Raw genomic sequence first — 26,176 nt, 5'->3', positions numbered from 1 at the left:
AATGTCGGGATTTAACGGATGAAAATAACGATTTTTGGTACCGGTTATGTCGGGCTTGTTACTGGAGCCTGTCTGGCCGATGTCGGCCATCACGTACTCTGCATGGATGTTGATCAGGCAAAGATCGACAAGCTGAAAAATGGGCAAATCCCCATCTTTGAGCCCGGCCTTGAAGATATTGTAAAACACACGGTAGAAGCTGGACGTCTGGCGTTCACCACCGATGTAGAAGAAGCCGTTCAACACGGCACACTCCAGTTTATTGCGGTGGGTACACCACCCGATGAGGATGGCTCGGCAGATCTGCAGTATGTCACCGCTGTAGCCAAGTCCATCGGTCAATACATGGACGACTATAAAGTGATTGTGGACAAGTCCACGGTACCGGTCGGCACGGGAGACAAAGTAAAGGCGGCGGTTCGTGCGCAACTTGATAGCCGAGGTTTGGAGCTTGAGTTTGATGTGGTCTCCAACCCCGAGTTCCTGAAAGAAGGCGCGGCAATCAACGATTTCATGAAGCCGGATCGAATTATTATTGGTACGGACAGCGATAAAGCGGCGGACGTACTTCGGGAGGTTTATTACCCATTTAACCGAAACCACGACCGCATGATCTTCATGGACATCCGCTCTGCGGAACTGACCAAATACGCAGCTAACTCCATGCTGGCCACCAAAATCAGTTTCATGAATGAGATTGCAAATCTTGCCGAACGCCTAGATGCCGATATTGAAGCAGTGCGTCGAGGAATTGGCTCCGACCCCCGTATTGGTTATCACTTTATCTACCCCGGCTGTGGTTACGGCGGATCTTGCTTCCCGAAAGATGTGCAGGCTCTGGCCCGCACGGCGAAACAGGTTGGCTACGATGCACGCTTGCTCAATGCCGTAGAGGCCGTCAACTACGCTCAAAAGCATGTGCTTTTCGATAAGATAAGCCATTACTTTGGTGGAGATCTGAAAGGTAAGGTGGTAGCTATTTGGGGCTTGGCGTTCAAGCCAAACACCGACGACATGCGTGAAGCATCCGCCAGAACCTTGATGGAAGACCTATGGAAAGCTGGCGCGACCGTTCAGGCGTTTGATCCGGAGGCGATGGAAGAGACCCAGCGTATCTATGGCGACCACGAAGGCTTGACCCTTTGCGGCACTAAGGAACAGACGCTTCGTGGTGCAGATGTGCTGACGATCTGTACTGAGTGGAAAGAGTTCCGTTCACCAGATTTTGCCGCTATTGCATCTGCTTTGCGCGAGCCTGTTGTGTTCGACGGCAGAAATCTTTACGAGCCCGAAATGCTAGAACGTCACGGCTTGATTTACTACGCCATTGGGCGCGGCCGGAATCAATTCCACTCATAGTGACGAGGTGTTGAGCGCACCCGACAAGGGGCGCTCAACCATCAGTGCGTTCGAGCAGAGGTACCGCAGTGACTCAGGATCAAAAATTCAGCCTTCATGAACGGTTGGCCGAAGACACCATCCGCCTTGGGCGGAGCAACCTGTGCGAAATTCGGTTGATGAACGATCAAACATGGCCCTGGGTGTTGCTGGTGCCAGTGCTTGCGGGCATTCGTGAGATCTACGAGTTAAGCCCGGAGCAGCAGCACCTTTTGTTGCAAGAATCCTCTTCGCTCAGCCGTGGCATGATGGACGTCTTTGGTGGCGATAAGATGAACGTGGCGGCACTCGGCAACATGGTTCCCCAGTTGCACGTTCACCACATCGTCCGCTTTGAGGGTGATCCTGCTTGGCCAGCTCCGGTTTGGGGCAAGCAGCCGCCGGTGCCTTACGATGAGGCTCGATTGGCGGAGTTTAAAAAGGCAATGGCACCTGTTCTGTCACAGCTTTGTATTCATTGAGTCGCCTGAATTGTTTTGTTCACTATTGCCGATTACCGAATCGACGCATGCTTGGCCATCATTTGTGAGCCAATCAGAATCATTCGGAGCTCGGTTTTCAGTTTGAGTTTTAGCTCCTCCCGCTCTTTGGGCGCTGCGTCCAGAGCCTCCGATCCTTGGTTGAATACCAGTGTCACCATAGCTTCTGCAACTAACCGGGCATCCGCCAATGGTTTGTGTTGCTCGTCTGCAAAACGTCGAAGATCGTCGGCAAGCTCTGTTACGAAATGATCAATCTCGGCTTTGATTGCGGTTCGAAAGGGCTTAGACCCGCCAGTACGTTCCCGGAGCATCAATCGGAACAGGTTAGCGTTATTGCCAAGGTATTCCATAAACGTCTCTACAGAGGTCGATATAGCGCTGCCATCCCGGGCAATTCGCTTGCGCGCTTGCCTCATAAGTTGCCGTAAAGCCACACCGCCTTCATCTACCAACACTAAGCCCAATTCATCAAGATCTGCGAAATGGCGATAGAAAGACGTGGGTGCGATTCCAGCCTCCCGAGCCACTTCACGCAGGCTAAGGCTTCCGAATCCACGGTCCGGACTCAGCTGGGCGAGGGCCGCATCCATAAGTGCGCGCCGGGTGACAAGCTTCTGCTCGGCTCTGGTTGACAAGGTTAGGGCTCCAGCAATAGGTGAGTGCCGTAGTCTAGCCGTCTGTTACCAATGAGGGAACCCGCCATTGGTTGTCTGGAGGATCCTCGCGGGTGACTGTTGTCTTGTGGGAAACAAGCCTGATTTTCGTGGCCATTATGTTTATAATAAGCGGCTTTTACAGTATGGTCCTGCCATATTTTGCAAGCAAGAACATAGCTAGCCGCAAGCGGGTGTGTGGGGCCTTCCGAAACCGTGCGGAGCCATGGGTGAAGTGCAAAGCACTTCACGAGCAAGCCAAGGATGGCTTGCTCAGGACCTTTAGTGCGACGCAGGAGCAATAAGCACTAAAGGGCGGAGCCGAGCGTACACGGATGTATTCACAGCGTGTTTCGGAAGGCCCCACACACCCGCTTGCTTGCAAGTTTTATCAGACATCAACACTAATCTCAGACACCAGACACTACGGGAACCGGTATGCGCAGTCATTATTGCGGTGGGATCAACGAATCCCACATTGATCAGGAAGTTACACTTTGCGGATGGGTACATCGCCGCCGTGACCATGGTGGAGTTATCTTTCTGGACCTGCGCGACCGAGACGGTATTGCGCAAGTCGTGGTAGACCCAGACACCGAGGAAAGCTTTGCCCTCGCAGAAAAAGTGCGTAGCGAGTTCGTGGTGAAGGTTACCGGGCTGGTTCGCCGTCGGCCTGCTGGCACCGAGAACAGCAACATGTCCACAGGTCAGGTTGAGCTTCTTGGTAAAGACGTAACAATTCTGAATGCTGCAGCAACACCTCCGTTCCCGCTGGATGAGCACGTAGATGTAGGCGAAGACGTGCGCCTGCGCTATCGCTTTGTGGACCTGCGCCGCCCGGAAATGCTCAACCGCCTGCGGTTCCGTTCGCGGGTAACCAGCTACATCCGTAACTACCTAGACAGCAACGGGTTCATGGACGTGGAAACACCGATCCTAACCCGCGCAACACCTGAAGGTGCCCGTGATTATCTGGTGCCAAGCCGCACCCACGAAGGGTCCTTCTTTGCACTTCCGCAATCGCCACAGCTGTTTAAACAAATGTTGATGGTGTCTGGAGTAGATCGCTATTACCAGATTGCCAAGTGCTTCCGCGATGAAGATTTGCGTGCAGACCGTCAGCCCGAGTTTACTCAGGTAGATATTGAGGCCTCGTTCATTAACGAAGAAGACCTCATGAATCTGAACGAGGGCATGATTCGTGCCTTGTTCAAAGATGTTATGAATGTTGAATTGCCAGCCTTCCCCCGCATGCCTTACGCAGAAGCCATGGATCGTTTCGGTAGTGATAAGCCGGATTTGCGCATTCCGCTAGAGCTTCAAGATGTGGGCGACTTGGTTGCTGGCGTTGATTTCAAAGTGTTTGCTGGGCCTGCGAATGATCCCAAGGGCCGAGTAGCCGCTTTGCGTGTTCCCAAAGGTGGCGAGCTGAGCCGTAAGCAAATCGACGAATACACTAAATTTGTCGGCATCTACGGTGCCAAAGGTCTGGCTTACATCAAGGTGAATGAGCTTGCCAAAGGCGTAGAAGGCTTGCAGTCGCCCATCGTTAAGTTCCTTGGCGACGAAGTTGCCATGTCTGTAATAGAGCGGACAGGGGCTGAAGACGGCGATATCGTATTCTTCGGTGCCGATAAGACCACAGTTGTGAACGAAGCCCTTGGCGCACTGCGTATTCGTGTTGGTCACGACTTGAAGATGCTGACCTGCGAATGGGCACCGATGTGGGTAGTCGACTTCCCCATGTTTGAAGTTCTGCCGGATGGCGGCCTGACCGCTATTCACCACCCGTTCACCGCACCTAGCTGTAGCCCTGAAGAGCTGGCGGCGAACCCGGAAACGGCTTTGTCTCGTGCCTATGATATGGTTCTTAATGGTACCGAGTTGGGCGGCGGTTCTATTCGTATCCATAGTGACAAGATGCAGCAGGAAGTGTTCCGCATTCTTGGTATCAGTGAAGAGGAGTCCCGCGCTAAGTTCGGGTTCCTGCTTGATGCGCTCAAATACGGCTGCCCGCCGCATGGTGGTTTGGCGTTCGGTCTTGACCGTCTGATTATGCTGATGACAGGCTCAAGCTCGATTCGTGATGTGATCGCCTTCCCGAAAACCCAGAGTGCAACCTGTTTGATGACCCAGGCGCCGGGTGAGGTAGACGAAAAGCAATTGCGTGAGCTAAATATCCGTCTGCGCAAAAAACCGGCAAAAGCGGCGGGTGAGCAGGCTTCCGAAGCTGACGAGAACTAATTAGGGCGTTAATGTGGCGATTATTCTGGGTGTCGACCCCGGCTCAAGGATAACCGGATACGGTATTATCCGAGTCGATGGCCGGCACATAGAATATATCGACAGTGGTTGTATCCGCGTGGGCGAAAAGCCCATGGCGGAGCGCCTGAAAATCATTTTTCAAAGCTTGGTGAGCCTGATTGGCGAATACCGACCACAGGAATTTGCTATTGAGCAGGTTTTTATGGCGCGTAATCCCGACTCTGCGCTCAAGCTCGGGCAGGCTCGGGGTGCTGCTATTGTCGGTGCTGCAACCAGCGGGCTTACGGTGCATGAGTACTCTGCTCGGCAGGTGAAGCAGGCTGTGGTAGGCAAAGGTGGTGCCGACAAATCTCAGGTACAGCACATGGTTCAGGTGTTGCTGTCACTCTCTCGCAAACCTCAGGCTGACGCAGCCGATGCTCTGGCCATCGCGTTGTGCCACGCACACATGAATCAAAGCATTCTTCGGGTGGCCGGTAGCACGGGTAAGGCGCGCAGTGGGCGTATGCGACAACAATAAACTGCTCTGCGGAGCGGCAGGAGGCAATCCTTGATAGGTCGTATCCGAGGTATTCTGGTCGAAAAAACACCCGGTCAGGCATTGGTTGAATGCGGCGGCTTGGGTTACGAAGTTGACATCCCTTTCACTACGTTTTATCACCTGCCGGAACCCGGGCAGGAGGTTACCCTTCATACACATTTCGTGGTTCGTGAAGATGCACAAAGCCTGTTTGGTTTTGCCTCTCGGCTTGATCGGGATCTGTTTCGTTTGTTGATCAAGGTTAATGGTGTTGGCCCCAAAATGGCTGCCGGTATTCTGTCTGGTCTTGATGCGCAGCAGTTCATTCGTTGCGTGGAAGGCCGGGATATAGCGTCTCTGATAAAACTTCCCGGTGTTGGTAAAAAGACTGCAGAACGCTTGTTGATAGAAATGACAGACAGAATTAAGCAGTTGGAGGGGCAGTTTATACCTGCCACAGCAGGCATAGACGGGGGGTCCACAGTCTCTCCCCAGCTTGCTATTTCCGCGCACAACCCCGCCGATGAAGCAGAGGCCGCGCTTATAGCGCTTGGGTATAAACCTCAGGAGGCCGCGCGGGCAATTAGCAAGGTGGCGGAAGAAGGGATGACCAGCGAGGCGCTTATTCGTTTGGCTTTGCGCAACATGATCCCGGCTTGATGACGCGGCTTTGTTTTTTTTAGCTTGCTCGGTCGCCTGTATAGCGCCAAACCTGTAGAGAGCGTAACGTGACACGCAGAGGGCTGTTTGTACAATTGGTCAACGTCAGTCTTTGCGTGGCAATCTATTGATTCCCTTTAAACGGATAAGTACATGATCGAATCCGACCGACTGATTTCAGCCCGGGCCGGAGACAACGAAGAGGTTCAGGATCGAGCTATCCGGCCAACGTTGCTTTCGGAGTATGTGGGGCAGCCCGCGGTGCGGGAACAGATGGATATTTTTATCTCAGCGGCCCGTGGTCGCCGGGAAGCCTTGGATCATGTTCTGATATTTGGGCCTCCTGGGTTGGGTAAAACCACGCTTGCCAATATTGTTGCCAACGAAATGGGCGTGTCGATAAAGACGACGTCTGGGCCAGTGCTTGAAAAGGCTGGCGATCTTGCGGCCATGCTCACCAATCTGGAAGAGGGTGATGTCCTCTTTATTGATGAGATTCATCGCCTCAGTGCTGTAGTGGAGGAAATACTGTATCCGGCAATGGAGGACTACCAACTCGATATCATGATCGGAGAGGGGCCAGCGGCTCGTTCGATCAAGTTGGATTTGCCGCCGTTTACTTTGGTAGGTGCAACCACTCGGGCTGGTCTGCTTACGTCTCCGCTTAGGGATCGATTCGGCATAGTCCAGCGTTTAGAGTTTTATAATACGGCGGATCTGACACACATTATTGTTCGTTCCGCGCGGTTGTCAGGTGTTGATATAGATGAGGACGGTGCATACGAAATAGCGCACCGATCGCGAGGGACGCCCCGCATAGCCAATCGCCTGCTGCGGCGGGTAAGAGACTACGCAGAAGTGAGAGCCGATGGCCACATTAACGCTGCCATTGCGGATCAGGCTCTGAACATGTTGAAGGTGGACAGTCAGGGCTTTGATCATATGGATCGGCGCTTGCTGCTTGCGATGATTGAAAAATTTGATGGCGGGCCCGTGGGCGTGGAAAGTCTGGCCGCAGCAATTAGTGAAGAGCGCGGAACCATCGAGGATGTTCTTGAGCCTTTCTTGATTCAACAGGGCTTTATGGTGCGCACGCCTCGCGGTCGCATGGTGACATCTCATGCGTACCAGCACTTTGGAATTGTACCGAAAGCTTCGGAGGCCCCGAATGCTGAAGGAGGCGGTTTTTGAGTGACAGCCAAGCTTTTGCAAAGTTTGAATGGCCAATTCGCGTTTATATTGAAGATACAGACGCTGGCGGCATTGTTTACCATGCGCGTTACCTGCATTTCATGGAGCGCGCCCGTACCGAGTGGGTTCGAAGCTGCGGAGTAGGGCTTCGGGCTGGGCTGGCTGAGAACATAAGTTATGTAGTGCAGCGGTTGTCCGTGCACTATGCCGTGCCAGCCGTGCTGGATGATGAGATTAGCGTTACTGCAGAGCCTGTGGCCTTCGGTCGCGTCTGGATGGATTTTAGGCAGCAGGTCGTGCGGGCAAGAGACGGCAAAACACTGTGTGAAGCGAATGTGAGAGTCGCTTGTATAGCTCTAGATAGCGGGCGGCCAAGACGTTTACCTGAAAACATGCGAGAACTGCTGGCGCTGCATAGCCAGCACCTTCAAAAAGATAACCAAACAAAACACGAAATAACCCAGGAGTAAGTGGTGGATTCGGAACTGTCAGTCTGGAGTCTGATTGCAAATGCCGGTGTGTTGGTTCAGCTGGTCATGTTGTTACTTGCCGCTGCATCGGTGATGTCCTGGGCGCTTATTTTTCAGCGCCTGCAGGTGTTTCGCAAAGCCCGCCAGGCCCAGTTGGCGTTTGAAGAGCGCTTTTGGTCTGGCATGGATTTGGGACAGCTCTATCGCGAAGTAAACGCCGAGCCCACGCCTTTCTCCGGTATGGAGGCTTTGTTCCGGGCCGGATTTAAGGAGTTTTCCAGATTACGCCAGCAAAGCCGTGATGCAGATGCCGTCATGGAGGGAACGCAGCGGGCCATGCGGGTAGCTTTCTCCCGTGAGCAGGAACGTTTGGAAACCCATTTGCCCTTCCTTGCAACCGTGGGCTCTACCAGCCCTTATGTCGGCTTGTTTGGAACCGTTTGGGGCATCATGAACTCATTCCGCGGCTTGGCGCAGGTCCAGCAGGCAACACTCGCAACCGTGGCTCCCGGCATCTCGGAAGCGCTTATTGCTACGGCTATGGGCTTGTTTGCGGCAATTCCGGCCGTTATCGCTTACAACCGCTTCTCAGCTAAGTCAGACGCATTGTTGAAAAATTACGAAACCTTCGCGGAAGAGTTTTCCAGCATTTTGCATCGTCGTGTTCATAGCGCCGAGAAGGGCGCGGCCTGATGGTATCTATGGTTAACAAACGGAGCACACCGCTATGAAAGGCATGGGGATGATGCCTGAAAATCGGAAGAAGCCGATGTCGGAAATCAACGTTGTTCCGTATATCGACGTGATGCTGGTGCTGCTGATTATTTTCATGGTCACAGCGCCTATGCTTACTCAGGGCGTGAAGGTGGACCTTCCTGAAACAGCATCTGATCCGATTCAGGCAGATAAAAATGTGGAATCCATTGTCGTATCTGTAGATTCCAATGGCGCCTATTACGTGGAAGTTGGGGATAAAGGCAGCGACCCCATGCCTCTGTCTGAGGTTCGTGCTCAGGTAGCAAAAATACTGTCCCAAAGATCATCCGGCGATATTCTGGTGCGTGGCGATGAGAACGTTGATTACGGCACTGTGGTTCGTTTGATGGCGGCTCTTCAAGGTGCGGGGGCGACCAGTATTGGCCTGATTACCGATACGGCCCCGGACGAAACGTGATATCAGTGCAGGCAAAATTGTTGTGACAGGTCAGGAACGGGAACATACCACCACCGGAGTGCCGCCTTGGAAATCGCCGGTCGCGCTGTCGGTGGCATTGCATCTGCTAATTGCGGGCGTCGCTCTGGCGAGCTGGTCGTGGTCTTCTCCTGTCCACGAACCGCCTCCCAGCAGTATTTCTGCGCGCCTTATTACCCAGCAAAAACCGGAACCGAGCCCGATTACCGAGCCGGTGGACCAGCCGGATCAAGAGAAAGAGCGTAAAGAGCTGGAAAAACAGAGGCAGGCTGAAGCCCAAAAGCGTCAGAAAGAAGAAGAGGCTCGGAAGGCCGAGGACCAGAAAAAACGCGAGGAAGCCAAGCGTAAAGCTGAAGAGCAAGAGCGCAAGCGCGAGCAGGCCAAGGCAGAAGAGCTAAAAGAAAAAAAGGCGCGTGAAGCAGAAGAGGCTGCAAGGCAGAAAGCTGAAGCGGAAGCAAAAGAGCGTGAGCGTCGCAAAGCAGAAGCGGAAGCTGAAAAAAAGCGCCAGCAAGAGGCCAAGCGCAAGGCGGAGGAAGAAAAACGCCGTCAGGAAGAGCAACGTAAGCGCGAAGAAGCTGAACGTAAGAAACAGGAGGAGCAGGCTCGTAAAGAAGCTGAGCGTAAGCGCATGGAGGCCGAGCGTCGGCTTCAAGAGCAGCAGCTTGAAGCTCAGGCAGAACAGGCTAGAAAAGCCCGTGCGGATGAAGAGCTACGCAGAGAGCGAGCGGCAGCGGCAAAAGCCCGCGAATCCCAGATGTTGTCTGAGAGCCAGAAATATCAGGCGCTGATTCGTGAAAGGCTTAGCCAAGCTTGGTACCCACCTTCTTCAGCGACAGAAGATATGACGGCCCGCTTGCAGATCACCTTGCTTCCAACGGGCGAGTTGGCCAGTGTAAAACTGGTTGCCAGTAGCGGGAATACCGCGTTCGATAACTCGGCACTGAGCGCAGTCAGGTCGCTGAACCGGTACCCGGTACCCTCTGAGCGGGACACGTTTGAAACCTATTTCCGCCAGTTTACGATTGAATTCAATCCCCGAAGATTGAGATAAGGATACGGGTAACACCATGAAGCAGAAAATGTCGTTCAGCCTAATGAGAGCTACTTTTGCAGCGGTCGCCTTGATGTTCACTGCGGTTACCAGCGCTCAGGCTGAACTGCTGATTCGTATTACCGAAGGAGCAGACTCTGCAATTCCGGTTTCTGTGGTGCCGTTTGCAGAAAACGGCAGCATGCCTGCCGGAGACAAACTGAGCAGCATTGTGCAGGCGGATTTGGCAATGAGCGGCGAGTTCCGCCCGCTGCCTCCCGAGAAAATGCTAAGCCTTCCCTCGAAGCGCTCTGATGTGTACTTCCGAGACTGGCGCATGCTTGGCCAGCGTTATGTTTTGGTAGGCGAGTTAACCCGTAACGGCGACAGAGTGCAGGCTCGTTATGAGCTATTCGATGTTAATCGTGAAGAGCGAATTCTTGGTGAAACCGCTGCCGCACCTGCGTCTAATATTCGCTCTTTGGCGCATCATGTAAGCGATAAGGTCTATGAGGCGATTACCGGTGTTCCCGGAGCGTTTTCTACCAAATTGGCTTATGTAACGCTTCAGAGAGCAAATGGAAAAGCGCTCTATCGGTTGCAGGTAAGCGACATTGACGGCAAGCGTGCTGGAATTCGTTTGGAAAGCAAAGAGCCTATATTGTCCCCCGCTTGGTCACCGGATGGTAAAAAGCTGGCCTATGTATCGTTCGAAACGGGTAAGCCAGCTATTTTTATCCACCAACTTAGCTCGGGCGAGCGCACAAAAGTTGCGGACTTCCCCGGTTTGAACTCGGCCCCCACCTGGTCTGTAGACGGGCAATCACTACTCATGACTTTGTCCAAAGATGGTAATGCCGAGATTTATCAGATGAACCTGCAGTCCCGCAAGGTTACCAAGCTCACGAACCACTGGGCGATAGATACCGAGGCCGCTTGGGACAGTTCGGGCAAGGGTATCTTCTTTACGTCGGATCGTTCAGGCGGGCCACAGATTTATTACATGGAAGAGCCGGGCGCCGAGCCGCGGCGCTTAACTTTCGGCAGTCGCTATAATGCTCGCCCGCGCCCCGACAGCACCGGAAAATATGTGTACTACGTTCATCAGCGCGATAGGGCGTTCACTATTGCCCGTACAAACCTCGAAAGCGGTGACGAAACAGTTCTCACGCGCACTGAATCCGATGAGTCTCCCAGTGTGTCGCCTAACGGCCGCATGTTGATTTACGCTACTAAACAGAACGGTGAAAGCATACTGACTGTTATCTCCGCAGACGGTGGTGCGGCGTATAGCCTTCCTGCATCGGAAGGCGACGTCCGTGACCCGGCCTGGGGGCCAATTGTTCGGTAGCCGGTGGGTGTGAGAGCACCTGTCGGAAACGGCAAAAATTTACGTCAACCAACGAAAAGGAATGAAATATGAAATTGTCAGCTCAAGCCAAAGTAATTGCACTGTTGTTTTCGGTAGGTCTGGTCGCCGGTTGTAGTACAACTGGTGAGAACATGGAAGATGGCGGTTATGGCTCCGATGTTGAGCCTATTGATCAAGATGGTGGTTCTACCGTGTATGGCGGTGGCGATCAGGGTGGTATTTCTTCGTCTTCGATGACCGAAGAAGAGCGTATGGAAATCCAGAAGCAAACCGAACAGCAAGCCCTGCGCGAAGTGACGACTTTCTATTTTGATTTCGATACGTCCGAAATCAAGCCGGAAGCCCGCGATGTGCTCATGGCCCACGCCCGTTATTTGTCCAACAACCCGGGCCAGAAAGTTCGCCTCGAGGGTCACGGTGATGAACGCGGCTCCAAGGAGTACAACTTGGCACTTGGCGAGCGTCGTGCCAATGCGGTTCAGCGTTTCCTGATTGTGAATGGTGCTTCACGGGGCCAAATGGAAACCGTAAGCTATGGTGAAGAGAAGCCGGCGGTTATGGGCTCGTCAGAGAGTGCATGGGCACAGAATCGCCGTGTGGAGCTCGTTTTCGAGTAAACGCACATACAACATCAGGTTAAGCCCATGAGAAAACAGCTCATGGCGGCAGTGATGCTCCCGCTTGCCCTCGGGCAGGCGGGAGCGGCGCTGGCGCAATCATCTACGCCCGCTTTCCAAAGCAATGCCTCAGAAGCCCAACGTAAGGCCAACACGAATCAGGCTACGTCTGAGCTCTTCTATATGATCCAGCAATTACAGAGCGAGGTCCGCAGACTACAGGGAGAGTCGGAAGAGCAGAGGCACCTAATCAAGCGGTTGCAGGATCAGGGGCGGGATCGCTATATCGACTTGGATCAGCGCATTCTCGACTTGTCTGAGAAAGTGTCTGCGCAACCACCGGCTGCCGGGTCAACGGTAGGAGATGCTGGCGCCAGTAAGCGCGCAACGGAAATACGTGAATATCGCCAGCCCGATGCCGAAGAGCGTAAGGCATACAAGGTTATTCAAGACCTTATCCATAGCCAAAAGAAGTACGACGAAGCGATCAGCCGCATCTATGAGTTTTTAGATAAGTATCCCGAAGGGGATCTGACGGTGAACGCCTACTACTGGCTTGGTGAGGTTTATCTTGTGAAGCCGCAACTGGAGCAGGCGCGCCAAGCGTTCTCCATTGTAGCGACGCGTTACGGGGATCACCGTAAAGCGCCAGACGCCGGTTACAAATTGGGCGTTGCTCTTGATCGTCTTGATAAGAAATCCGAAGCTCGTCGGCAAATGGAGCAGGTTGTGAGTGACTACCCTGAAAGTTCTGCAGCCGGGCTTGCCCGGAAATATTTGAACTCTAATTAGGGCGGAAACACGGCGATTCGTAAAAATATTAAAAACATGGCGTGAAAGGGTTGATCGTCAGAGAAAAATCATTACTATATGCGCCTCGCTTGGGTCGTTAGCTCAGTTGGTAGAGCAGTTGGCTTTTAACCAATTGGTCGATGGTTCGAATCCATCACGACCCACCATATTCGATATTTCGGGGCAGTTGCTGAGCCGCTCCGGAATCGATCAGGGTCCCGGCACTGGTCACAAGTTTTTGGGTCGTTAGCTCAGTTGGTAGAGCAGTTGGCTTTTAACCAATTGGTCGATGGTTCGAATCCATCACGACCCACCATTATTAGTTTTTGAAGGTCTGTAATTAGAGTTAAAGCTTAAGGGGCTGCAGAGATGCAGTCCTTTTTTTTTGGTTGGCGGTTTTGCTCCAGATATAACGGTCTCCCCGAGTCTCGGTATAGTCCGTAAAGCGCTATTGGTGTTTGAAATGGTATACTCGAACACAGAATGTAATCGGCGGACAGTAACTGGTGCCTAGTAATTGCTAGTCATTGCTAGTAGTTGAGAGAAATTGAGAGTATCCGTACATGACTAAAGCTGAAGACCGAATCCTTGTTCAGGAACATCTGGCTCACGCAGCGGAGCCCAAGCCGCTCAGTACCGACGAGAAGGCGCGGCTCGAAAGCCGTATCAAGGCTGTCCTCAAGGAAAAAGACGCTGTACTTGTGGCGCATTACTACACAGACCCAGATATCCAGCGCCTTGCGGAAGAGACGGGTGGCTGTGTGGCAGACTCGCTCGAAATGGCGCGCTTCGGGAACCAACACCCCGCCTCAACGGTTGTTGTGGCTGGCGTTCGGTTTATGGGTGAAACCGCGAAGATTCTGAATCCAGAAAAGCGCGTTTTGATGCCAACGCTGGAGGCTACCTGCTCTTTGGATGTGGGTTGCCCTGCAGATGAGTTTAAAGCCTTCTGCGATGAGCACAGTGATCGTACCGTGGTGGTGTATGCAAACACGTCTGCCGCTGTAAAAGCGCGTGCGGACTGGGTTGTAACGTCTAGTTGCGCTCAGGCAATCGTAGAAGATCTAGACGCGCGAGGGGAGAAAATTCTGTGGGCCCCGGATAAGCATCTTGGCCATTACGTGCAGAAGACCACTGGGGCCGACATGTTGCTATGGGATGGCTCTTGCATTGTGCATGAAGAATTTAAGCATCGTGGTCTGGAAGATCTTAAAGCCCTTTATCCGAATGCCGCTATTCTGGTTCATCCGGAATCTCCCGACGCCGTTGTAGAATTGGCGGATGTTGTCGGTTCTACTTCCCAGCTGATTCACGCAGTGCAGACGTTGCCGAATCAGGAATTTATTGTCGCGACGGATAACGGCATTTTTTACAAAATGCAGCAACTGGCACCCAATAAGACGCTTATTGAGGCGCCGACAGCCGGTAACGGAGCTACGTGTCGCAGTTGTGCGCAATGCCCATGGATGGCAATGAACGGCCTGGAAAACCTTCTGCGTGTTATTGAAGAGGGGGATCAAGAAGTGTTTGTGGACCCCGAAACCCGTGAGGCTGCTCTCAGGCCTTTGCGGCGCATGTTGGACTTTACCGCAGGGATGAACCTGAAAGCAGCAGGCAACGCCTGATTTTAGTTGTTTCTGCGCGCTTGTAGGCGGCTGGTGATTTCGCCCAGCCGCTCACTCACCACCTGCCGCTGAGCAGACCCTGCGGGCAGTTTCTCCTGAGCCTGTCTAAGTTGTCTCTGGGCAGACTCCAAATTCCCCATTAGTGCGTCGTATTCTGCTCGGGCGCGATGGACTCCCACTATGTTTCTAGCCATGCCTTCGGCTTCTGCCAGCCGCAGCCATAGATATTCCTGTTGCGGCATTCTACGTGTTAGTTGGTTGAGGTATTCAGCTGCTTGGGTGCCGTTACCCGCAGCGATTTCCACGTCAGCTAGGGTTGAGGTAATGGGATAGTTGCCCGGGTTTCTCCTCAAAGCATCTTTGAGTATGGAGCGCGCGTCATCCAGCTTGTTCTGCTGAATCCTTATCTCAGCCAGCGTTACCTGAAGAGTAATCCGCCCGGGGTTGCTTGCCAGTAGCTCGCTGATAATGTCGGCTGCTTGTTCGAGCTGCTTATTGTTCAGGTAGGCGAAGGCTAATCCGTAACGAATGGCTTCATTGCTTTGGGCGTCGGGCTTGTTCAGATAGCCTTCGAATGTATCCACGGCAATCTCTGGTGACGCTGCGTAATGCACTTGCAGCCGGCTTCGGATTAGGTGGTATTCCTGACCGTCCCGAATGGTTTTCGCTGGGTACTGCTCTGCGCGGTTGCGGGTGTCGGCCACACGGCTTTGGGTCAGTGGGTGTGTTGAAAGGTACTCGGGTACGTTGTTTCCCTGTAGCCGGTTTTGGCGCATCATAATCTCGAACATTTCGGGCATGCCACGTGGATCCATACCAGCGGTGGCCAGAATATCCAGTCCCACCCGGTCTGCTTCTTGCTCGTGGGAGCGGCTGTAGGCCAGCATATTCTGTATTGCCAGCGCCTGAGTGCCGGCAATGGCGGCAATGCCGATGTCGGACTGAGTTACCGCAGACAGCACAATGCCTGCAATCATTCCGGCAAGCGTCAAAGGTGCGCTATTTTCCTGTTGTTCTAGGCGCCGCGCAAAATGCCGTTGGCTGAGGTGGGCGAGTTCGTGGGCAAGTACAGACGCAAACTGCTGTTCCGTGGCCGCATTCAGGAATAACCCCCCATTGATGCCTACAATTCCTCCCGGTACGGCGAAAGCGTTGAGGGCAGGGCTGTCAATAAGTGCAAGGGTTATGTCGCGATTTTCCAGTGGTGCAGAAGGCACAAGCCGGTAAATTATGGCGCTGAGATAATCGTAAACCAGTGGGTCTGTTATGCGCGGTGCAGACCGGCGAATCGAAACCATAACCTGCTGCCCAATGTCACTTTCCTTTTGCCCGGAGATAAGCCCGCCTCCGGTTCCCCCAATATTTGGCAGGTTGGCGTCTTGCGCTCTTGGCGCTGGGCTTAACACCAGCGCAACACCCAGAGTAAAAGCTAGAGAGAGAGTTCGGTAACAGCGAAATCTAGTCAGAACGTGATTCATGTAGTGCGCTAAGCTCCTGATTCGAACTGTTACTGTGACAACAAATGTTGCGAGAAAGTCCTGAACTGCTCATTAACAGTTATTGTGATGCAATACAGTATTGCTGGGGGCATAATGCCGCCTTGCGAATTTGATGTCTTGTGATGGTGCACCTTCTTTATGGCTGATCGTACACTGGACGCATCTGGGCTTCGTTGCCCAATGCCTCTACTGAAAACCAAGCTGGAGCTCAACAGCATGTCACCCGGCGAAAAGCTTGAGGTGATTGCCACGGATGCGGGTTCCGCTCGCGATATCCCGGCCTTTCTGGAGTTGTCCCGCCACCGCTTGGTGAACTCCGTAGAAACGGATGGCCACTTTCGGTTTGTGATAGAGTGCGGCGGTTAATTCTCCGGAGCCCTTGATGTTCAGAATTTTACGCGGTCTTGCACACAAATACTTTTCAGATGAAGAAGCCGTCATTCTTTTCTTGATTCTGGTGACGGGCACTTTTTTTATCATCTGGTTCGGTGCCATGTTGGCGCCTGCTATCGCGTCGCTTATTGTCGCATTTATTCTGCAAGGATTGGTTACCCGCCTAAACGCCCTTGGTGTTCCTGAAGGCTTTGCCATTGTCGGTGTGTTTTTGGTGTTCCTCGGTGTATTGGTAGGCTTTATTTTCGTTCTTCTGCCGCTTATCTGGACTCAGGTCAGCACCCTTGCAGGCGAGGCGCCCCGAATCATTGGTCAGTTGCAGTCTTATCTTGAACTGCTGCCAGAAGAATACCCTCATATTATTTCGGCTGAGTCGGTGCGTGGCCTTTATCAGCAAGTAAATACAGAAGTGGGCCATATGACTCAGTGGCTCGTGTCTTTCTCTTTGTCGAGTATTCCAGACCTTGTCGCGTTGCTTATCTATATGGTGCTGGTGCCAATTCTCGTTTTCTTTTTCCTGAAAGATCGTGAAGTGCTGCTGGGTGCCATTTCCAGATTGCTACCGCCCCAACGCCCGATGATGCTGCAAATCTGGCATGAGGTGAATCTGCAATGCGCGAACTATGTTCGCGGGAAGGCAGTTGAAATACTGATAGTGGGTGGAGCCACCTATGTTGCGTTCAAGCTTTTGGGCGTTCCCTATGCCGCGCTGCTATCGCTTCTCGTCGGTCTGAGCGTGGTCATTCCGTACATTGGTGCAGCTGTGGTGACGATTCCGGTCGCCGTGATTGCGCTGTTTGCCTTCGGGTGGGGCAGTCATTTTATTTGGGTGATGGTGATATACGGTGTTATTCAGGCACTGGATGGCAACGTGCTCGTTCCTGTGCTGTTTTCAGAGGTGAACAACCTGCACCCCGTTGCGATCATCATTTCGGTGCTGTTCTTTGGTGGTATTTGGGGCCTGTGGGGCGTTTTCTTTGCCATTCCGCTGGCTACCATGTTGAAGGCTGTGTTCTTCGCCTGGCCGGTGAAGGAGTCGGCTTCCCCCACCGCGCCAGATCAAGGGTAACGGCGCTACTTTGCTTTAGAGCGCTTTTACGGCAGCGAGTACTTCCTCAACGTGCCCGGGTACCTTTACGCCGCGCCACTCTTTGCGCAGCACGCCCTCCTGATCAATCAGGAAAGTGCTGCGATCAATGCCCATATATTCTTTCCCGTACAGTTTTTTGAGCTTGATAACGTCGAAAAGCTCGCAAAGCGCTTCATCTTTGTCGGAAATTAGATGAAACGGGAACTCGAATTTTTTGCGAAAGTTCTCATGTGCTCTGAGCCCGTCCCGGGATACCCCGAAAATTTCTGTATCCAGTTCGGTAAAGGCTTTCATATTGTCTCGAAAGTCCTGCCCTTCAGTCGTACAGCCCGGTGTGTTGTCTTTCGGATAGAAATAAATAACCACATTTTTGCCGCGTAAATCCGCCAGACGAACGGTTTGGTCGCCTGTTGCGGCGGCTTCAAAGTCCGGTACTTGCTTGTTCACTTCAACAGATGACATGACATCTCCTTTAATTCCCTTGTGTCAGTACGTGCCCAACATTACCATATCCGTTTTATTCGGACGGAGCTTTTATGATTACGGGTAGCCTTGTCGCACTGGTCACGCCCATGCATCCAAACGGTGACATTCACTGGGAGCATCTGGACAAACTGGTGGACTTTCATCTGGATAACGGTACTAACGGTATCGTTGCTGTGGGAACCACCGGCGAATCCGCAACGCTCGATCAGCAAGAGCACTGCCGGGTAATTGGTTATATCATCAAACGCGTGAATGGGCGGATCCCAGTTATTGCTGGCACAGGCGGTAACAGCACGCGTGAAGCTATTTATCTGACAACCGAGGCCCATAAGCTAGGTGCAGATGCCTGTTTGTTGGTGGTGCCATACTACAATAAGCCAACTCAGGAAGGGCTTTACCAGCACTTCAAAACAATCGCTGAGGCTGTACCGGGCATGAGCCAGATGCTCTATAACGTACCCGGGCGTACGGCTTGCGATATGCTTAATGAAACCGTGCTGCGCCTCGCTGACATTCCCAACATCGTTGCTATCAAAGATGCTACGGGCAATATTCCTCGTGGTGCGGAGCTGATAGAAGCTCTTGATGGTCGCCTTGCGGTCTACTCCGGGGATGACGCCACAGCCGCTGAGCTCATGCTTGCTGGCGCGAAAGGCAATGTGTCGGTTACCGCAAACGTCGCACCCAGAGGTATGGCCGACCTATGCGCAGCAGCCATTGCCGGTAACCGGGAAGAGACGGAACGCCTGAACGAGCTTTTGATGCCGTTGAACCGCAAGTTGTTCCTCGAGGCGAATCCAATACCGGTTAAGTGGGCGCTTCAGCGCATGAACATGATCGGCGAGGGTATACGCCTGCCACTGACTCAGTTCAGTGAAAAATTCCACGGTGAGCTGGAAGAAGCGATGAAAGCCTCGGGTGTGCTCTGAGTTTGCTGATACCAACCGTGAAAAAGTCCCACACAGAGAGTAGGCCGATGCCGGTTCTTTCAGGAACCCGTAAGTTTTTTGCATTTCGACATGTGGTTGTAGCGTCCGGGCTGTTGTTAACCGTTGCAACGTCCGGCTGCAGCCTGATGGAGGATCGCTCTGAGCGGTACGTGAGTGAAAAAGAAGGTGACCAGCTGGTTCTTCCGGAAACAGCCGATCCTTCGCGTTTTACTCAGGTTATGCCTATTCGACAAGTTAAGCCCGCGGACTCCAGCAAGATGTATCCGTCCGATCTTCCTCGGCCTCCCGATATGACGTCGGAAATTCTCGAAGAGAATTATGTGGTTGAAGAATTGGACGGGCGCGCGTGGTTGTTGGTAAACGATGTACCGGGGCGTATATGGCCTGCCGTAACGGCTTATATGAACGAGCAAGGCTTGGGTGTCGCCTATGACAACCCGCAGTTGGGCTTGCTGCAAAGTGATCTGGCTAATTTCAGCGTGCGTGCGCGTGAACTTCTAGAGCTTTCCAGCACACCAATTGACGCAACTGCAGCTGAGCCGAAAGCGATTTTGCAGATTCGCATAGCGCCCGGCGTTCGACGTAAAACCACTGAAATTCAGCTGCGCAAGCTTACCTCGGAAGGAAATGCAGAGGATAACGCTGCGTGGCCGGGGGAGCTGATTTCATGGCGGGGAATTTCTGACCCGTCCGCAGATCAGTTGAGTCTACAGAAGCGCCTGCTCGCTGACTTGGGTGAGTTCATGAAAGCCCGTGAAGAGAGCAAGTCCTTTTCCCGTGCCGCTTCGGTGATGGTGGCTAAGCCATTAGTCAAGCTTGTATCGGAAAATGATAAGGCACAGTCCATTCGCATGGACCTCGATTACGGTCGTTCCTGGGCAGAGGTAAGCCGTGCCCTGAGCGAGTCTGATACTAGGGTGCTGGACTTGAATCGCAGCGAAGGCTGGTTCTTTGTTGATTTCCGCACCGCCGATGAGCGCGATCCGGGCTGGTTCAGTTGGTTTAGCAACAAGGAGGAACCTCGCCATACCCATACGATTAGTCTGGTGAGGGGCGAAGGTCAGGTTCAGGTTACGGCTGAAACGGCTGAGGGTTACAGCGGTGAAAGGCGTGTCGAGGATTTACTGACACAGCTGTTTGATTACCTATACTGATTAGAAGGGGTGCCTGCCGTGCAGGCCTCCGTTTCGGAGACTTACTGATGGAAAAACGCGAAGAACTCTACGCAGGCAAAGCCAAATCCGTATTTCGCACCGACGACCCGGAGCGCTTTGTTCTTGTCTTCCGTGACGACACCTCGGCGTTCGATGGTGAAAAGAAAGAGCAACTTAACCGAAAAGGTATGGTGAACAACCGTTTTAACGCGTTCATCATGGAAAAACTAGAAGCGGCCGGTGTGCCCACACATCACGAAGGTTTGTTGTCTGCAACCGAATCGCTGGTTAAAAAGCTCGATATGATTCCAGTGGAATGTGTTGTGCGCAATGTTTCTGCGGGCAGCCTGTGTCGCCGTCTGGGCGTGGAAGAAGGGCTAGAACTCAACCCGCCGACCTATGAGCTGTTCCTCAAGAACGACGCATTGCACGACCCAATGGTGAACGAATCCTTGGCTGTTAGCTTTAATTGGGCCACTGAGGCCGAACTAGCGCGGATGAAAGAGTTGACCTACAAGGTAAACGGCGTGCTGAAAAACCTGTTTGATGAAGCCGGAATGCTGCTGGTGGATTACAAGTTGGAGTTCGGTCGTAGCGGCGATGAGATTGTTCTAGGCGACGAGTTTAGTCCCGACGGTTGCCGGATATGGGATAAAGAAACCCGAAAGAAAATGGACAAAGACCGTTTCCGGCAAGGTCTTGGCAATGTTATCGAGACCTATGAAGAAGTGGGTCGCCGCATTGGAATCAACTTCGACTGATTATTGGCCATTAATTCAAGCAGACAATAACGGCACAGGTGCACCATGCATAAGCTCACACTCGCGGTAGGCAGTTCTCTTCTTTTGGCTACATCGTTGGCTCAGGCTGATGTGGTTGGCCTTGGTGCCAGCGTAGGCTACTGGGACTCTAACTTGTCCGGCAACGCAGCCTCGGGCGGCAATTCGGTCGATGTGGATGACGAGTTGCGTTTGAAGGACGACGGCAACGCGAACGCCAGCATTTATGTGGAACACCCCGTACCGGTTCTGCCGAATGTACGTTTGGCTTACACACTGATCGAACAAAGCGGCCGCAGCACACTCACCAGCCCCTATGACGGGGTAAGCTCAGGCCCTGTGCGCTCGGATTTGGACCTTGAACAGCTTGATCTCACTCTGTACTACGAAATTTTGGATAACGTGGTCAATCTTGATTTGGGGTTAACCATAAGAGATTTCTCCGGAGAGCTGCTCGTTCAAAACGCATCTCAGTCAAGCCGCACAGAAGCCGACGCTGTTTTGCCTATGGGCTATATCGCCGCCCGCGTCGATTTGCCTCTTACCGGAGCGGCTGTAGGTGCAGAAGGTAACTTCATCAGCTTTGATGGCGATTCCATGCGCGACTTCAACGTGTACGGGCAGTACAACATTTCAGTGTTGCAACTTCGTGCAGGCTATCGCCAGATTGCAGTTGATTATGAAGATGGCAGCGACCAATTTGATGTGGAAATCGATGGGCCATTCATCAGCGCGGGTCTTGTCTTCTAAAAGTATTCACTGATGTCTAAAAAGGAGTAATAGACTTGAAGATACTGGTAACGGGCACCGCAGGGTTTATCGGTTCGCAATTGGCGCACCGGTTGCTTGAGCGGGGAGATGAGGTAATAGGCGTTGATAATGTTAACGACTATTACGATGTTAATCTCAAGGAAGCCCGTCTCTCACGCCTTACCGGCCACGCTGGATTCACTGAAGTACGTGAAGACGTTGCAGACCGAACTGTGATGGCCGATATCTTCGCAAAGCATCGTCCCGAACGAGTCGTGCACCTAGCTGCTCAGGCTGGTGTGCGCTACTCGCTGGAAAACCCCAATGCGTATGTGGATGCCAACCTCGTTGGCTTCATGAACATACTAGAAGGGTGTCGCCACAACGATGTGAAACATCTGGTATATGCTTCTAGCAGCTCGGTTTACGGCGCTAACGAGGCCATGCCGTTTTCAGTCCATGATAATGTGGACCACCCTCTAAGTTTGTATGCAGCCTCGAAAAAAGCCAATGAGTTGATGGCTCACACCTACAGTCACCTCTATGGTTTACCCACTACTGGTTTACGATTCTTTACCGTCTACGGCCCTTGGGGCCGACCAGATATGGCCTTGTTTATCTTTACCAAGAAGATTCTGGCTGGTGAACCAATTGATGTGTTCAATCATGGCAACCACAAACGGGACTTCACTTATATCGACGATATTGTGGAAGGTGTTGTCCGTACTCTCGATCAAGTCGCTCAGCCTAACGGCGACTGGAGTGGCGCAGCGCCTGACCCAAGCACCAGCAAGGCCCCTTATCGCATTTACAACATTGGCAGCAACAACCCTGTGGAGCTCTCTCGGTTCATAGAAATTATTGAGCAAAGAGTCGGGAAAAAGGCCCAAAAAAATCTGCTTCCTATGCAGCCGGGCGATGTGCCAGCCACCTACGCAAACGTTGATGATTTGATCAGCGATGTCGGCTATAAACCAGCCACCGGCGTGGAAGAGGGGATAGCCAACTTTGTTGACTGGTATCGTGATTTTTACCAAGTCTGATCTCAGAAAATCCTGCATCATAATAGAAACGCCCCTCCTTGGAGGGGCGTTTTCTTATGCAAGCCTGAATGCTTCGTGTTAAAAACTCAAGGTTGCAGATAGCCAGAAGTTTCTAGCTTTTGCCTTCATGTTGTAATCATCAATATAGTTTGCGATATAGGTAGCTCCGCCATCATCCGTGGTGTATACGGTTTCGTAACTGGTGAAATCTTCGTCCAACAGGTTGTTTATGCGACCACTTAGGGTCAAATACGAACTAACCTGATAACTCGCCCCAAGATGCAAGACGGTGTAGTCCTTGTAGAACTCCGGGTAATCAATCGAGCTATCCCAACCTCTTGGTGTACTGGTATGGCGCTTGGATCGGAGCTCTGCCGTTAGGTATGTGCTAAAAGCCGGAGTCACCTGCCAATCGAGCGTCGCGTTAGCCATGTGCTTGGCTGTTCCGCTAAGTGGATCGCCTTTGTTAGCGCCGCTTTTAATTTCTGCGTCGGTATAGGTGTAGTTGCCTCGAATAGAAAGTGAGCTGATAATCCAGTATCTGCCCGCCAGTTCAAGCCCGTTGATCTCAGCTTTATCAATATTCACCTTTTGGCTAAATTCATAGCCATCGCCCAGTAATTGGTTCCATTCTGGTGCTAGATTTACACAGTTGCCGGAACTGGCATCTGCATCATCGCAATGCAGTATAGCCCCGCCACTTTCTATCTTGTCCTTGAATTGGTTGGAGAACACGGTGGCGTTGAAGTTATGGCCATCTGGATGGGTGTAGTAAATGGCAATTTCGGAGTTCACGCTTTTTTCAGGCGTGAGGCTTGGCGTGCCCACAAAAGGTCTAGTACCTTGCCCGCCAAAACCGGTGATACCTTCAAACAGGTCGCTCGCTTTGGGTGCTTTGTAACCAGTGCTTACCCCGCCTTTCAGCGTCCATTCAGGTGTGATATCCCAATTCCCGTAAAGACGGGGGCTCGTGTTGCCGCCAAAAATATTATGGTGGTCATGGCGAACGCCACCAGTCAATGAAACGGTGCGGGTAATTTCCCAATTATCTTCGGCAAAAACGGCCCATTGCCGGTGGGGCTGAGTCTTGCCTGCACTAAAACCGCTGCCGGTCATTCCAAACGTGCCGTCTTCCATCTCGGCATCAATGTATTGGCCGCCGTATACAAGCAGGTGATCTCCTATCAGAGAGTCGAATTTTAAATCCAGCGTAGTTTGACGGGTTTCCAAAACTCGTTTGGGCCGCGGCAGGAATGTATCTGAAATCTCCTGATCTGTTGCACCGTTCTCTATGAGTTGATCGTACTCCAACCGTTCTAGGGCGGTGAGTGGTAAAGTTCGCCCGTCATTTGTGGTCTCAATGTAGTGCAGTGATATATCACTATTGGTATCGCCCCAAGCACCTTGATGTCGAATAGAAGCTTGTTCGCGATTAAATTCTTGGTCTAGGGCATATCCGGCACGGGGCAAGCGATTCACGCTGTCGGTAGTGCCAAGGGGGTTATTGCCATCTTCAGGATTGTTATCGTAGGTTTGGCTGGACGTCTCGAAGTCTAGGATTAGGTCTTGCCCATCTGCAATGCGAATGTCTGCGCGCGCGCCCAAGTTCGTGTTCTCATTATCTACGGTGCGGCCGCCGCTGCCATAGCCCAATTCCCGTGGTACCTCGTTTCCGTTTGGATCCACCCTGGGAGTATACTGAGGATGTGATGCATCACGGTTATACAGGCTGCCTCGTAATCTAAGGCCAAGACGATCCTTAATCAGTGGTCCAGCTATCGCAAACTCAGTTGTATCATCATTGCCAAAATCGCTGTTGCTTTCGAGAGTTTGGCTGTGCGAAAGAGAGCCCGTCCATTTGTCGCCGATTTTCTTGGTGATAATGTTGATAACACCACCGAGCGCGTCTGCTCCGTACAGAGTGGATGCTGGCCCCCGAATAATTTCAATCCGTTCGATCATTTCTTTGGGAGGTATGTGGTTGAACTGGTTGCCACCAAAGTTGTTTGGGTAGATGTCTCCCACGTTGTTCTGGCGTTTGCCGTCGATAAGAATCAGGGTGTAGTCCGCACCCATACCTCGAATACTAATACCGCCTTGTCCGGTTTTGTCCGTTGTTTCTCCAATATCGACGCCCTCAACTCCTCGTACCGCATCAAGCAGAGTTACGTAGGGTTTTTTGTCGAGCTCCCCCTTCGTGATAACAGTAATTGAAGCTGGCGCATCGGTTACTTTTTGCTCGATACCTGAGGCGCTAACCACTATGGGCGCCAATTCGGTGGGGCTTTGAGCAGCGGCCTGACTTGAAAGTACTGATACTGCTATTGCCAGCGACGTTGGGGAGAAATTTTTCACGAGAGTAGAGCCCTTTGCAAAGTATTGATCTTATGGAGTTTCTAGTTAGGTGGGAGCGCAATATATGTAAAAACCACGATAAACGCAATAGCAATTATTCTCAAATGGATATGTAAATTAAACGTAAATGGTAATTGAAAGCTAATGAGAACTGACATAATCTCCGCCTGAAATATTCATGAAGTGCCGCCTGAGAGCCTCGTTTTTAACATGAGCAAGATTGCTAGCGCCTTACCCAAAAGCACCCCTAACAACGATGAAAATGGCCTTCGGGCTCCGAAAAGAGGCCGTTATTTGAAGCTCTGCTTACAGTGGCACTGGATCAGTTCAGCGCTGGCAGTGTTCGGCATGATGTTGTTTTCGGTTACGGGCATAACTCTCAATCACGCAGGCCAGATTGCCTCGATTCCGGAGGTGACCCTGATTGAAGATCATGTTCCCGAGCAATTGGTACAGCAGCTCATCAGTTGGGAAAGTAAAGAGAGCGGACAAACGCCAAAGGTTTTAAGCGCGTGGCTCAAGGAGAAGCACGGAATCGCAATCACTAGAGGTGCGTTGGAGTGGTCAGAATACGAACTTTATGTATCCAGCCCCAGGCCAGGCGGCGATGCTTGGCTGAGCGTGGATTTTGAAACCGGCAACCTAATATACGAGGCAACCGACAGAGGCTGGATTGCCTGGATGAATGACCTGCATAAAGGGCGTAATACAGGGGCTGCATGGGTGTGGTTTATCGATCTATTTGCGGTCATTTGTATAGTTTTCTGCGTGACCGGGTTTTGTGTTTTGTGGATACATTCCCGAGAACGGGCGGAAATTTGGCCGGTTGTAGGGGCGGGCGTACTTGTGCCGGTATTACTGGCCGTTTTGTTTGTGCACTAAGGAACAATTATGAACTTATCAAGGAGCTTTTCATCGCTTTTGTTAGTGCTTGGTTCCGCTTGCGTTGGGGCGGAAGACTTGGTGCTAGACGTCGAAATTCCGGCGCTCAATGTAGCTGAATACCATAAGCCCTACGTTGCGATATGGATTGAGAACAGCAAAGGGCAGCATCAGCGAAATCTCGCGCTTTGGTACGACCACGACATGCGTGATGACGAGGGGAGCAAGTGGCTCAAAGATCTGCGGCTATGGTGGCGGAGAAGTGGGCGACAGCTGAGCATGCCGGTAGATGGGCTTAGCGGGGCCACAAGGCTCGCAGGCACCTACGAACTGACCTTTAGTAACAAATCTCAAGCTATCCATGGCTTGCCGGCAGGCGAATACCAACTAGTTGTGGAAGCGGCGCGAGAAGTTGGCGGGCGGGAGCTTCTAAAACTGCCATTTCAGTGGCCCGCTGAATCAAGCATTGAAACCTCGCAGCAAGGCAGCAATGAGCTTGGCCGCGTAAAACTGACAGTCCAACCCTGA

General features: G+C 52.3%; 27 protein-coding genes and 2 tRNA genes. 25 read left to right on the top strand and 4 right to left on the bottom strand.

The annotated features are described in order from the left end of the window. Positions 1-18 precede the first annotated feature (18 nt). Together FE845_RS00920 and FE845_RS00915 are read left to right on the top strand one after the other, a co-directional pair. Positions 19-1,359 carry a UDP-glucose dehydrogenase family protein gene (locus tag FE845_RS00920; RefSeq protein ID WP_200360990.1) on the top strand — a complete coding sequence of 447 codons (1,341 nt, stop codon included), beginning with the start codon at positions 19-21 and terminating at the stop codon, positions 1,357-1,359. A gap of 68 nt (positions 1,360-1,427) precedes the next feature. Then, the gene (locus FE845_RS00915; RefSeq protein ID WP_200360988.1) at positions 1,428-1,859 is read left to right on the top strand and encodes an HIT domain-containing protein; all 432 of its coding nucleotides are present in this window, start codon (positions 1,428-1,430) and stop codon (positions 1,857-1,859) included. 32 nt (positions 1,860-1,891) lie between these two features. Here FE845_RS00915 and fabR read toward each other — a convergent pair whose 3' ends face one another. Beyond that, entirely contained in the window at positions 1,892-2,515 is a 624-nt protein-coding gene (gene fabR / locus FE845_RS00910) for an HTH-type transcriptional repressor FabR (protein ID WP_200360986.1), read from the bottom strand. Positions 2,516-2,971: 456 nt separating this feature from the next. On the opposite strand from fabR, the gene aspS reads away from it, so the two are divergent. The 14 genes from aspS to nadA all read left to right on the top strand — a co-directional run bounded on the left by aspS (position 2,972) and on the right by nadA (position 14,267). After that, the gene (gene aspS, locus FE845_RS00905; RefSeq protein ID WP_200360984.1) at positions 2,972-4,777 is read left to right on the top strand and encodes an aspartate--tRNA ligase; all 1,806 of its coding nucleotides are present in this window, start codon (positions 2,972-2,974) and stop codon (positions 4,775-4,777) included. Positions 4,778-4,790: 13 nt separating this feature from the next. Continuing rightward, a complete protein-coding gene (gene ruvC / locus FE845_RS00900) occupies positions 4,791-5,318 on the top strand; it encodes a crossover junction endodeoxyribonuclease RuvC (protein WP_200360982.1) in 528 nt (175 codons plus the stop codon). Between the two features lie 30 nt (positions 5,319-5,348). Next, entirely contained in the window at positions 5,349-5,978 is a 630-nt protein-coding gene (gene ruvA / locus FE845_RS00895) for a Holliday junction branch migration protein RuvA (RefSeq protein WP_200360980.1), read from the top strand. Between the two features lie 153 nt (positions 5,979-6,131). Continuing rightward, complete coding sequence (gene ruvB / locus FE845_RS00890; protein WP_200360978.1) at positions 6,132-7,169, top strand: Holliday junction branch migration DNA helicase RuvB; 1,038 nt, start codon at positions 6,132-6,134, stop codon at positions 7,167-7,169. Beyond that, positions 7,166-7,639, top strand: coding sequence for a tol-pal system-associated acyl-CoA thioesterase (ybgC, locus tag FE845_RS00885; RefSeq protein WP_200360971.1), 474 nt, complete (start codon positions 7,166-7,168; stop codon positions 7,637-7,639). The genes ruvB and ybgC overlap by 4 nt, the downstream gene beginning before the upstream one ends. A gap of 3 nt (positions 7,640-7,642) precedes the next feature. Next, complete coding sequence (tolQ, locus tag FE845_RS00880; RefSeq protein ID WP_200360961.1) at positions 7,643-8,332, top strand: protein TolQ; 690 nt, start codon at positions 7,643-7,645, stop codon at positions 8,330-8,332. Between the two features lie 34 nt (positions 8,333-8,366). After that, positions 8,367-8,813, top strand: coding sequence for a protein TolR (gene tolR / locus FE845_RS00875; RefSeq protein ID WP_200360959.1), 447 nt, complete (start codon positions 8,367-8,369; stop codon positions 8,811-8,813). Positions 8,814-8,835: 22 nt separating this feature from the next. Beyond that, on the top strand, positions 8,836-9,882 hold the full coding sequence (gene tolA / locus FE845_RS00870) for a cell envelope integrity protein TolA (protein WP_320159656.1): 1,047 nt from the start codon (positions 8,836-8,838) through the stop codon (positions 9,880-9,882). 43 nt (positions 9,883-9,925) lie between these two features. Further along, the gene (gene tolB / locus FE845_RS00865; protein WP_265091972.1) at positions 9,926-11,212 is read left to right on the top strand and encodes a Tol-Pal system beta propeller repeat protein TolB; all 1,287 of its coding nucleotides are present in this window, start codon (positions 9,926-9,928) and stop codon (positions 11,210-11,212) included. Between the two features lie 68 nt (positions 11,213-11,280). Next, positions 11,281-11,850, top strand: coding sequence for a peptidoglycan-associated lipoprotein Pal (gene pal / locus FE845_RS00860; protein ID WP_200360957.1), 570 nt, complete (start codon positions 11,281-11,283; stop codon positions 11,848-11,850). A 27-nt stretch (positions 11,851-11,877) separates the two neighbouring features. Further along, on the top strand, positions 11,878-12,642 hold the full coding sequence (ybgF, locus tag FE845_RS00855) for a tol-pal system protein YbgF (protein ID WP_200360955.1): 765 nt from the start codon (positions 11,878-11,880) through the stop codon (positions 12,640-12,642). Positions 12,643-12,733: 91 nt separating this feature from the next. Beyond that, positions 12,734-12,809: transfer RNA gene (locus FE845_RS00850), tRNA-Lys, on the top strand. Between the two features lie 73 nt (positions 12,810-12,882). After that, positions 12,883-12,958: transfer RNA gene (locus FE845_RS00845), tRNA-Lys, on the top strand. A 247-nt stretch (positions 12,959-13,205) separates the two neighbouring features. Continuing rightward, complete coding sequence (gene nadA, locus FE845_RS00840; protein WP_200360947.1) at positions 13,206-14,267, top strand: quinolinate synthase NadA; 1,062 nt, start codon at positions 13,206-13,208, stop codon at positions 14,265-14,267. A gap of 2 nt (positions 14,268-14,269) precedes the next feature. On the opposite strand, the gene FE845_RS00835 is transcribed toward nadA, so the two are convergent. After that, the gene (locus tag FE845_RS00835; protein ID WP_200360945.1) at positions 14,270-15,745 is read right to left on the bottom strand and encodes a M48 family metalloprotease; all 1,476 of its coding nucleotides are present in this window, start codon (positions 15,743-15,745) and stop codon (positions 14,270-14,272) included. Positions 15,746-15,904: 159 nt separating this feature from the next. Here FE845_RS00835 and FE845_RS00830 point away from each other — a divergent pair, with 159 nt between their 5' ends. Together FE845_RS00830 and FE845_RS00825 are read left to right on the top strand one after the other, a co-directional pair. Continuing rightward, entirely contained in the window at positions 15,905-16,132 is a 228-nt protein-coding gene (locus FE845_RS00830) for a sulfurtransferase TusA family protein (protein ID WP_200360943.1), read from the top strand. 16 nt (positions 16,133-16,148) lie between these two features. Next, complete coding sequence (locus tag FE845_RS00825) at positions 16,149-17,228, top strand: AI-2E family transporter (RefSeq protein WP_200360941.1); 1,080 nt, start codon at positions 16,149-16,151, stop codon at positions 17,226-17,228. Between the two features lie 15 nt (positions 17,229-17,243). On the opposite strand, the gene FE845_RS00820 is transcribed toward FE845_RS00825, so the two are convergent. Continuing rightward, the gene (locus FE845_RS00820; RefSeq protein WP_200360932.1) at positions 17,244-17,711 is read right to left on the bottom strand and encodes a peroxiredoxin; all 468 of its coding nucleotides are present in this window, start codon (positions 17,709-17,711) and stop codon (positions 17,244-17,246) included. A 74-nt stretch (positions 17,712-17,785) separates the two neighbouring features. Here FE845_RS00820 and dapA point away from each other — a divergent pair, with 74 nt between their 5' ends. The 5 genes from dapA to FE845_RS00795 are packed head-to-tail and all read left to right on the top strand — an operon-like array spanning position 17,786 to position 22,411. Then, a complete protein-coding gene (gene dapA, locus FE845_RS00815; protein WP_200360931.1) occupies positions 17,786-18,664 on the top strand; it encodes a 4-hydroxy-tetrahydrodipicolinate synthase in 879 nt (292 codons plus the stop codon). A 47-nt stretch (positions 18,665-18,711) separates the two neighbouring features. Next, on the top strand, positions 18,712-19,839 hold the full coding sequence (bamC, locus tag FE845_RS00810) for an outer membrane protein assembly factor BamC (protein WP_200360928.1): 1,128 nt from the start codon (positions 18,712-18,714) through the stop codon (positions 19,837-19,839). A gap of 47 nt (positions 19,840-19,886) precedes the next feature. After that, positions 19,887-20,600, top strand: a complete 714-nt coding sequence (purC, locus tag FE845_RS00805) for a phosphoribosylaminoimidazolesuccinocarboxamide synthase (protein WP_200360919.1) — start codon at positions 19,887-19,889, stop codon at positions 20,598-20,600. A 45-nt stretch (positions 20,601-20,645) separates the two neighbouring features. Next, positions 20,646-21,368, top strand: coding sequence for a TIGR04219 family outer membrane beta-barrel protein (locus FE845_RS00800; protein ID WP_200360917.1), 723 nt, complete (start codon positions 20,646-20,648; stop codon positions 21,366-21,368). 35 nt (positions 21,369-21,403) lie between these two features. Beyond that, positions 21,404-22,411 (top strand): NAD-dependent epimerase, encoded by a 1,008-nt coding sequence (locus FE845_RS00795; RefSeq protein WP_200360915.1) that lies wholly within the window; start codon positions 21,404-21,406, stop codon positions 22,409-22,411. 78 nt (positions 22,412-22,489) lie between these two features. On the opposite strand, the gene FE845_RS00790 is transcribed toward FE845_RS00795, so the two are convergent. Continuing rightward, positions 22,490-24,766, bottom strand: coding sequence for a TonB-dependent receptor domain-containing protein (locus FE845_RS00790; protein WP_200360913.1), 2,277 nt, complete (start codon positions 24,764-24,766; stop codon positions 22,490-22,492). Between the two features lie 210 nt (positions 24,767-24,976). On the opposite strand from FE845_RS00790, the gene FE845_RS18515 reads away from it, so the two are divergent. Together FE845_RS18515 and FE845_RS18510 are read left to right on the top strand one after the other, a co-directional pair. After that, positions 24,977-25,648, top strand: a complete 672-nt coding sequence (locus FE845_RS18515; protein WP_227713981.1) for a PepSY-associated TM helix domain-containing protein — start codon at positions 24,977-24,979, stop codon at positions 25,646-25,648. Positions 25,649-25,657: 9 nt separating this feature from the next. After that, positions 25,658-26,176, top strand: coding sequence for a DUF2271 domain-containing protein (locus FE845_RS18510; RefSeq protein WP_227713980.1), 519 nt, complete (start codon positions 25,658-25,660; stop codon positions 26,174-26,176).

Source organism: Marinobacter sp. 1-4A (genome assembly GCF_016597725.1).
In the GTDB taxonomy this organism is placed as follows: domain Bacteria; phylum Pseudomonadota; class Gammaproteobacteria; order Pseudomonadales; family Oleiphilaceae; genus Marinobacter.
The sequence above is the reverse complement of the archived record's forward strand: the minus strand, read 5'-3'. Positions and strand labels throughout refer to the sequence as shown.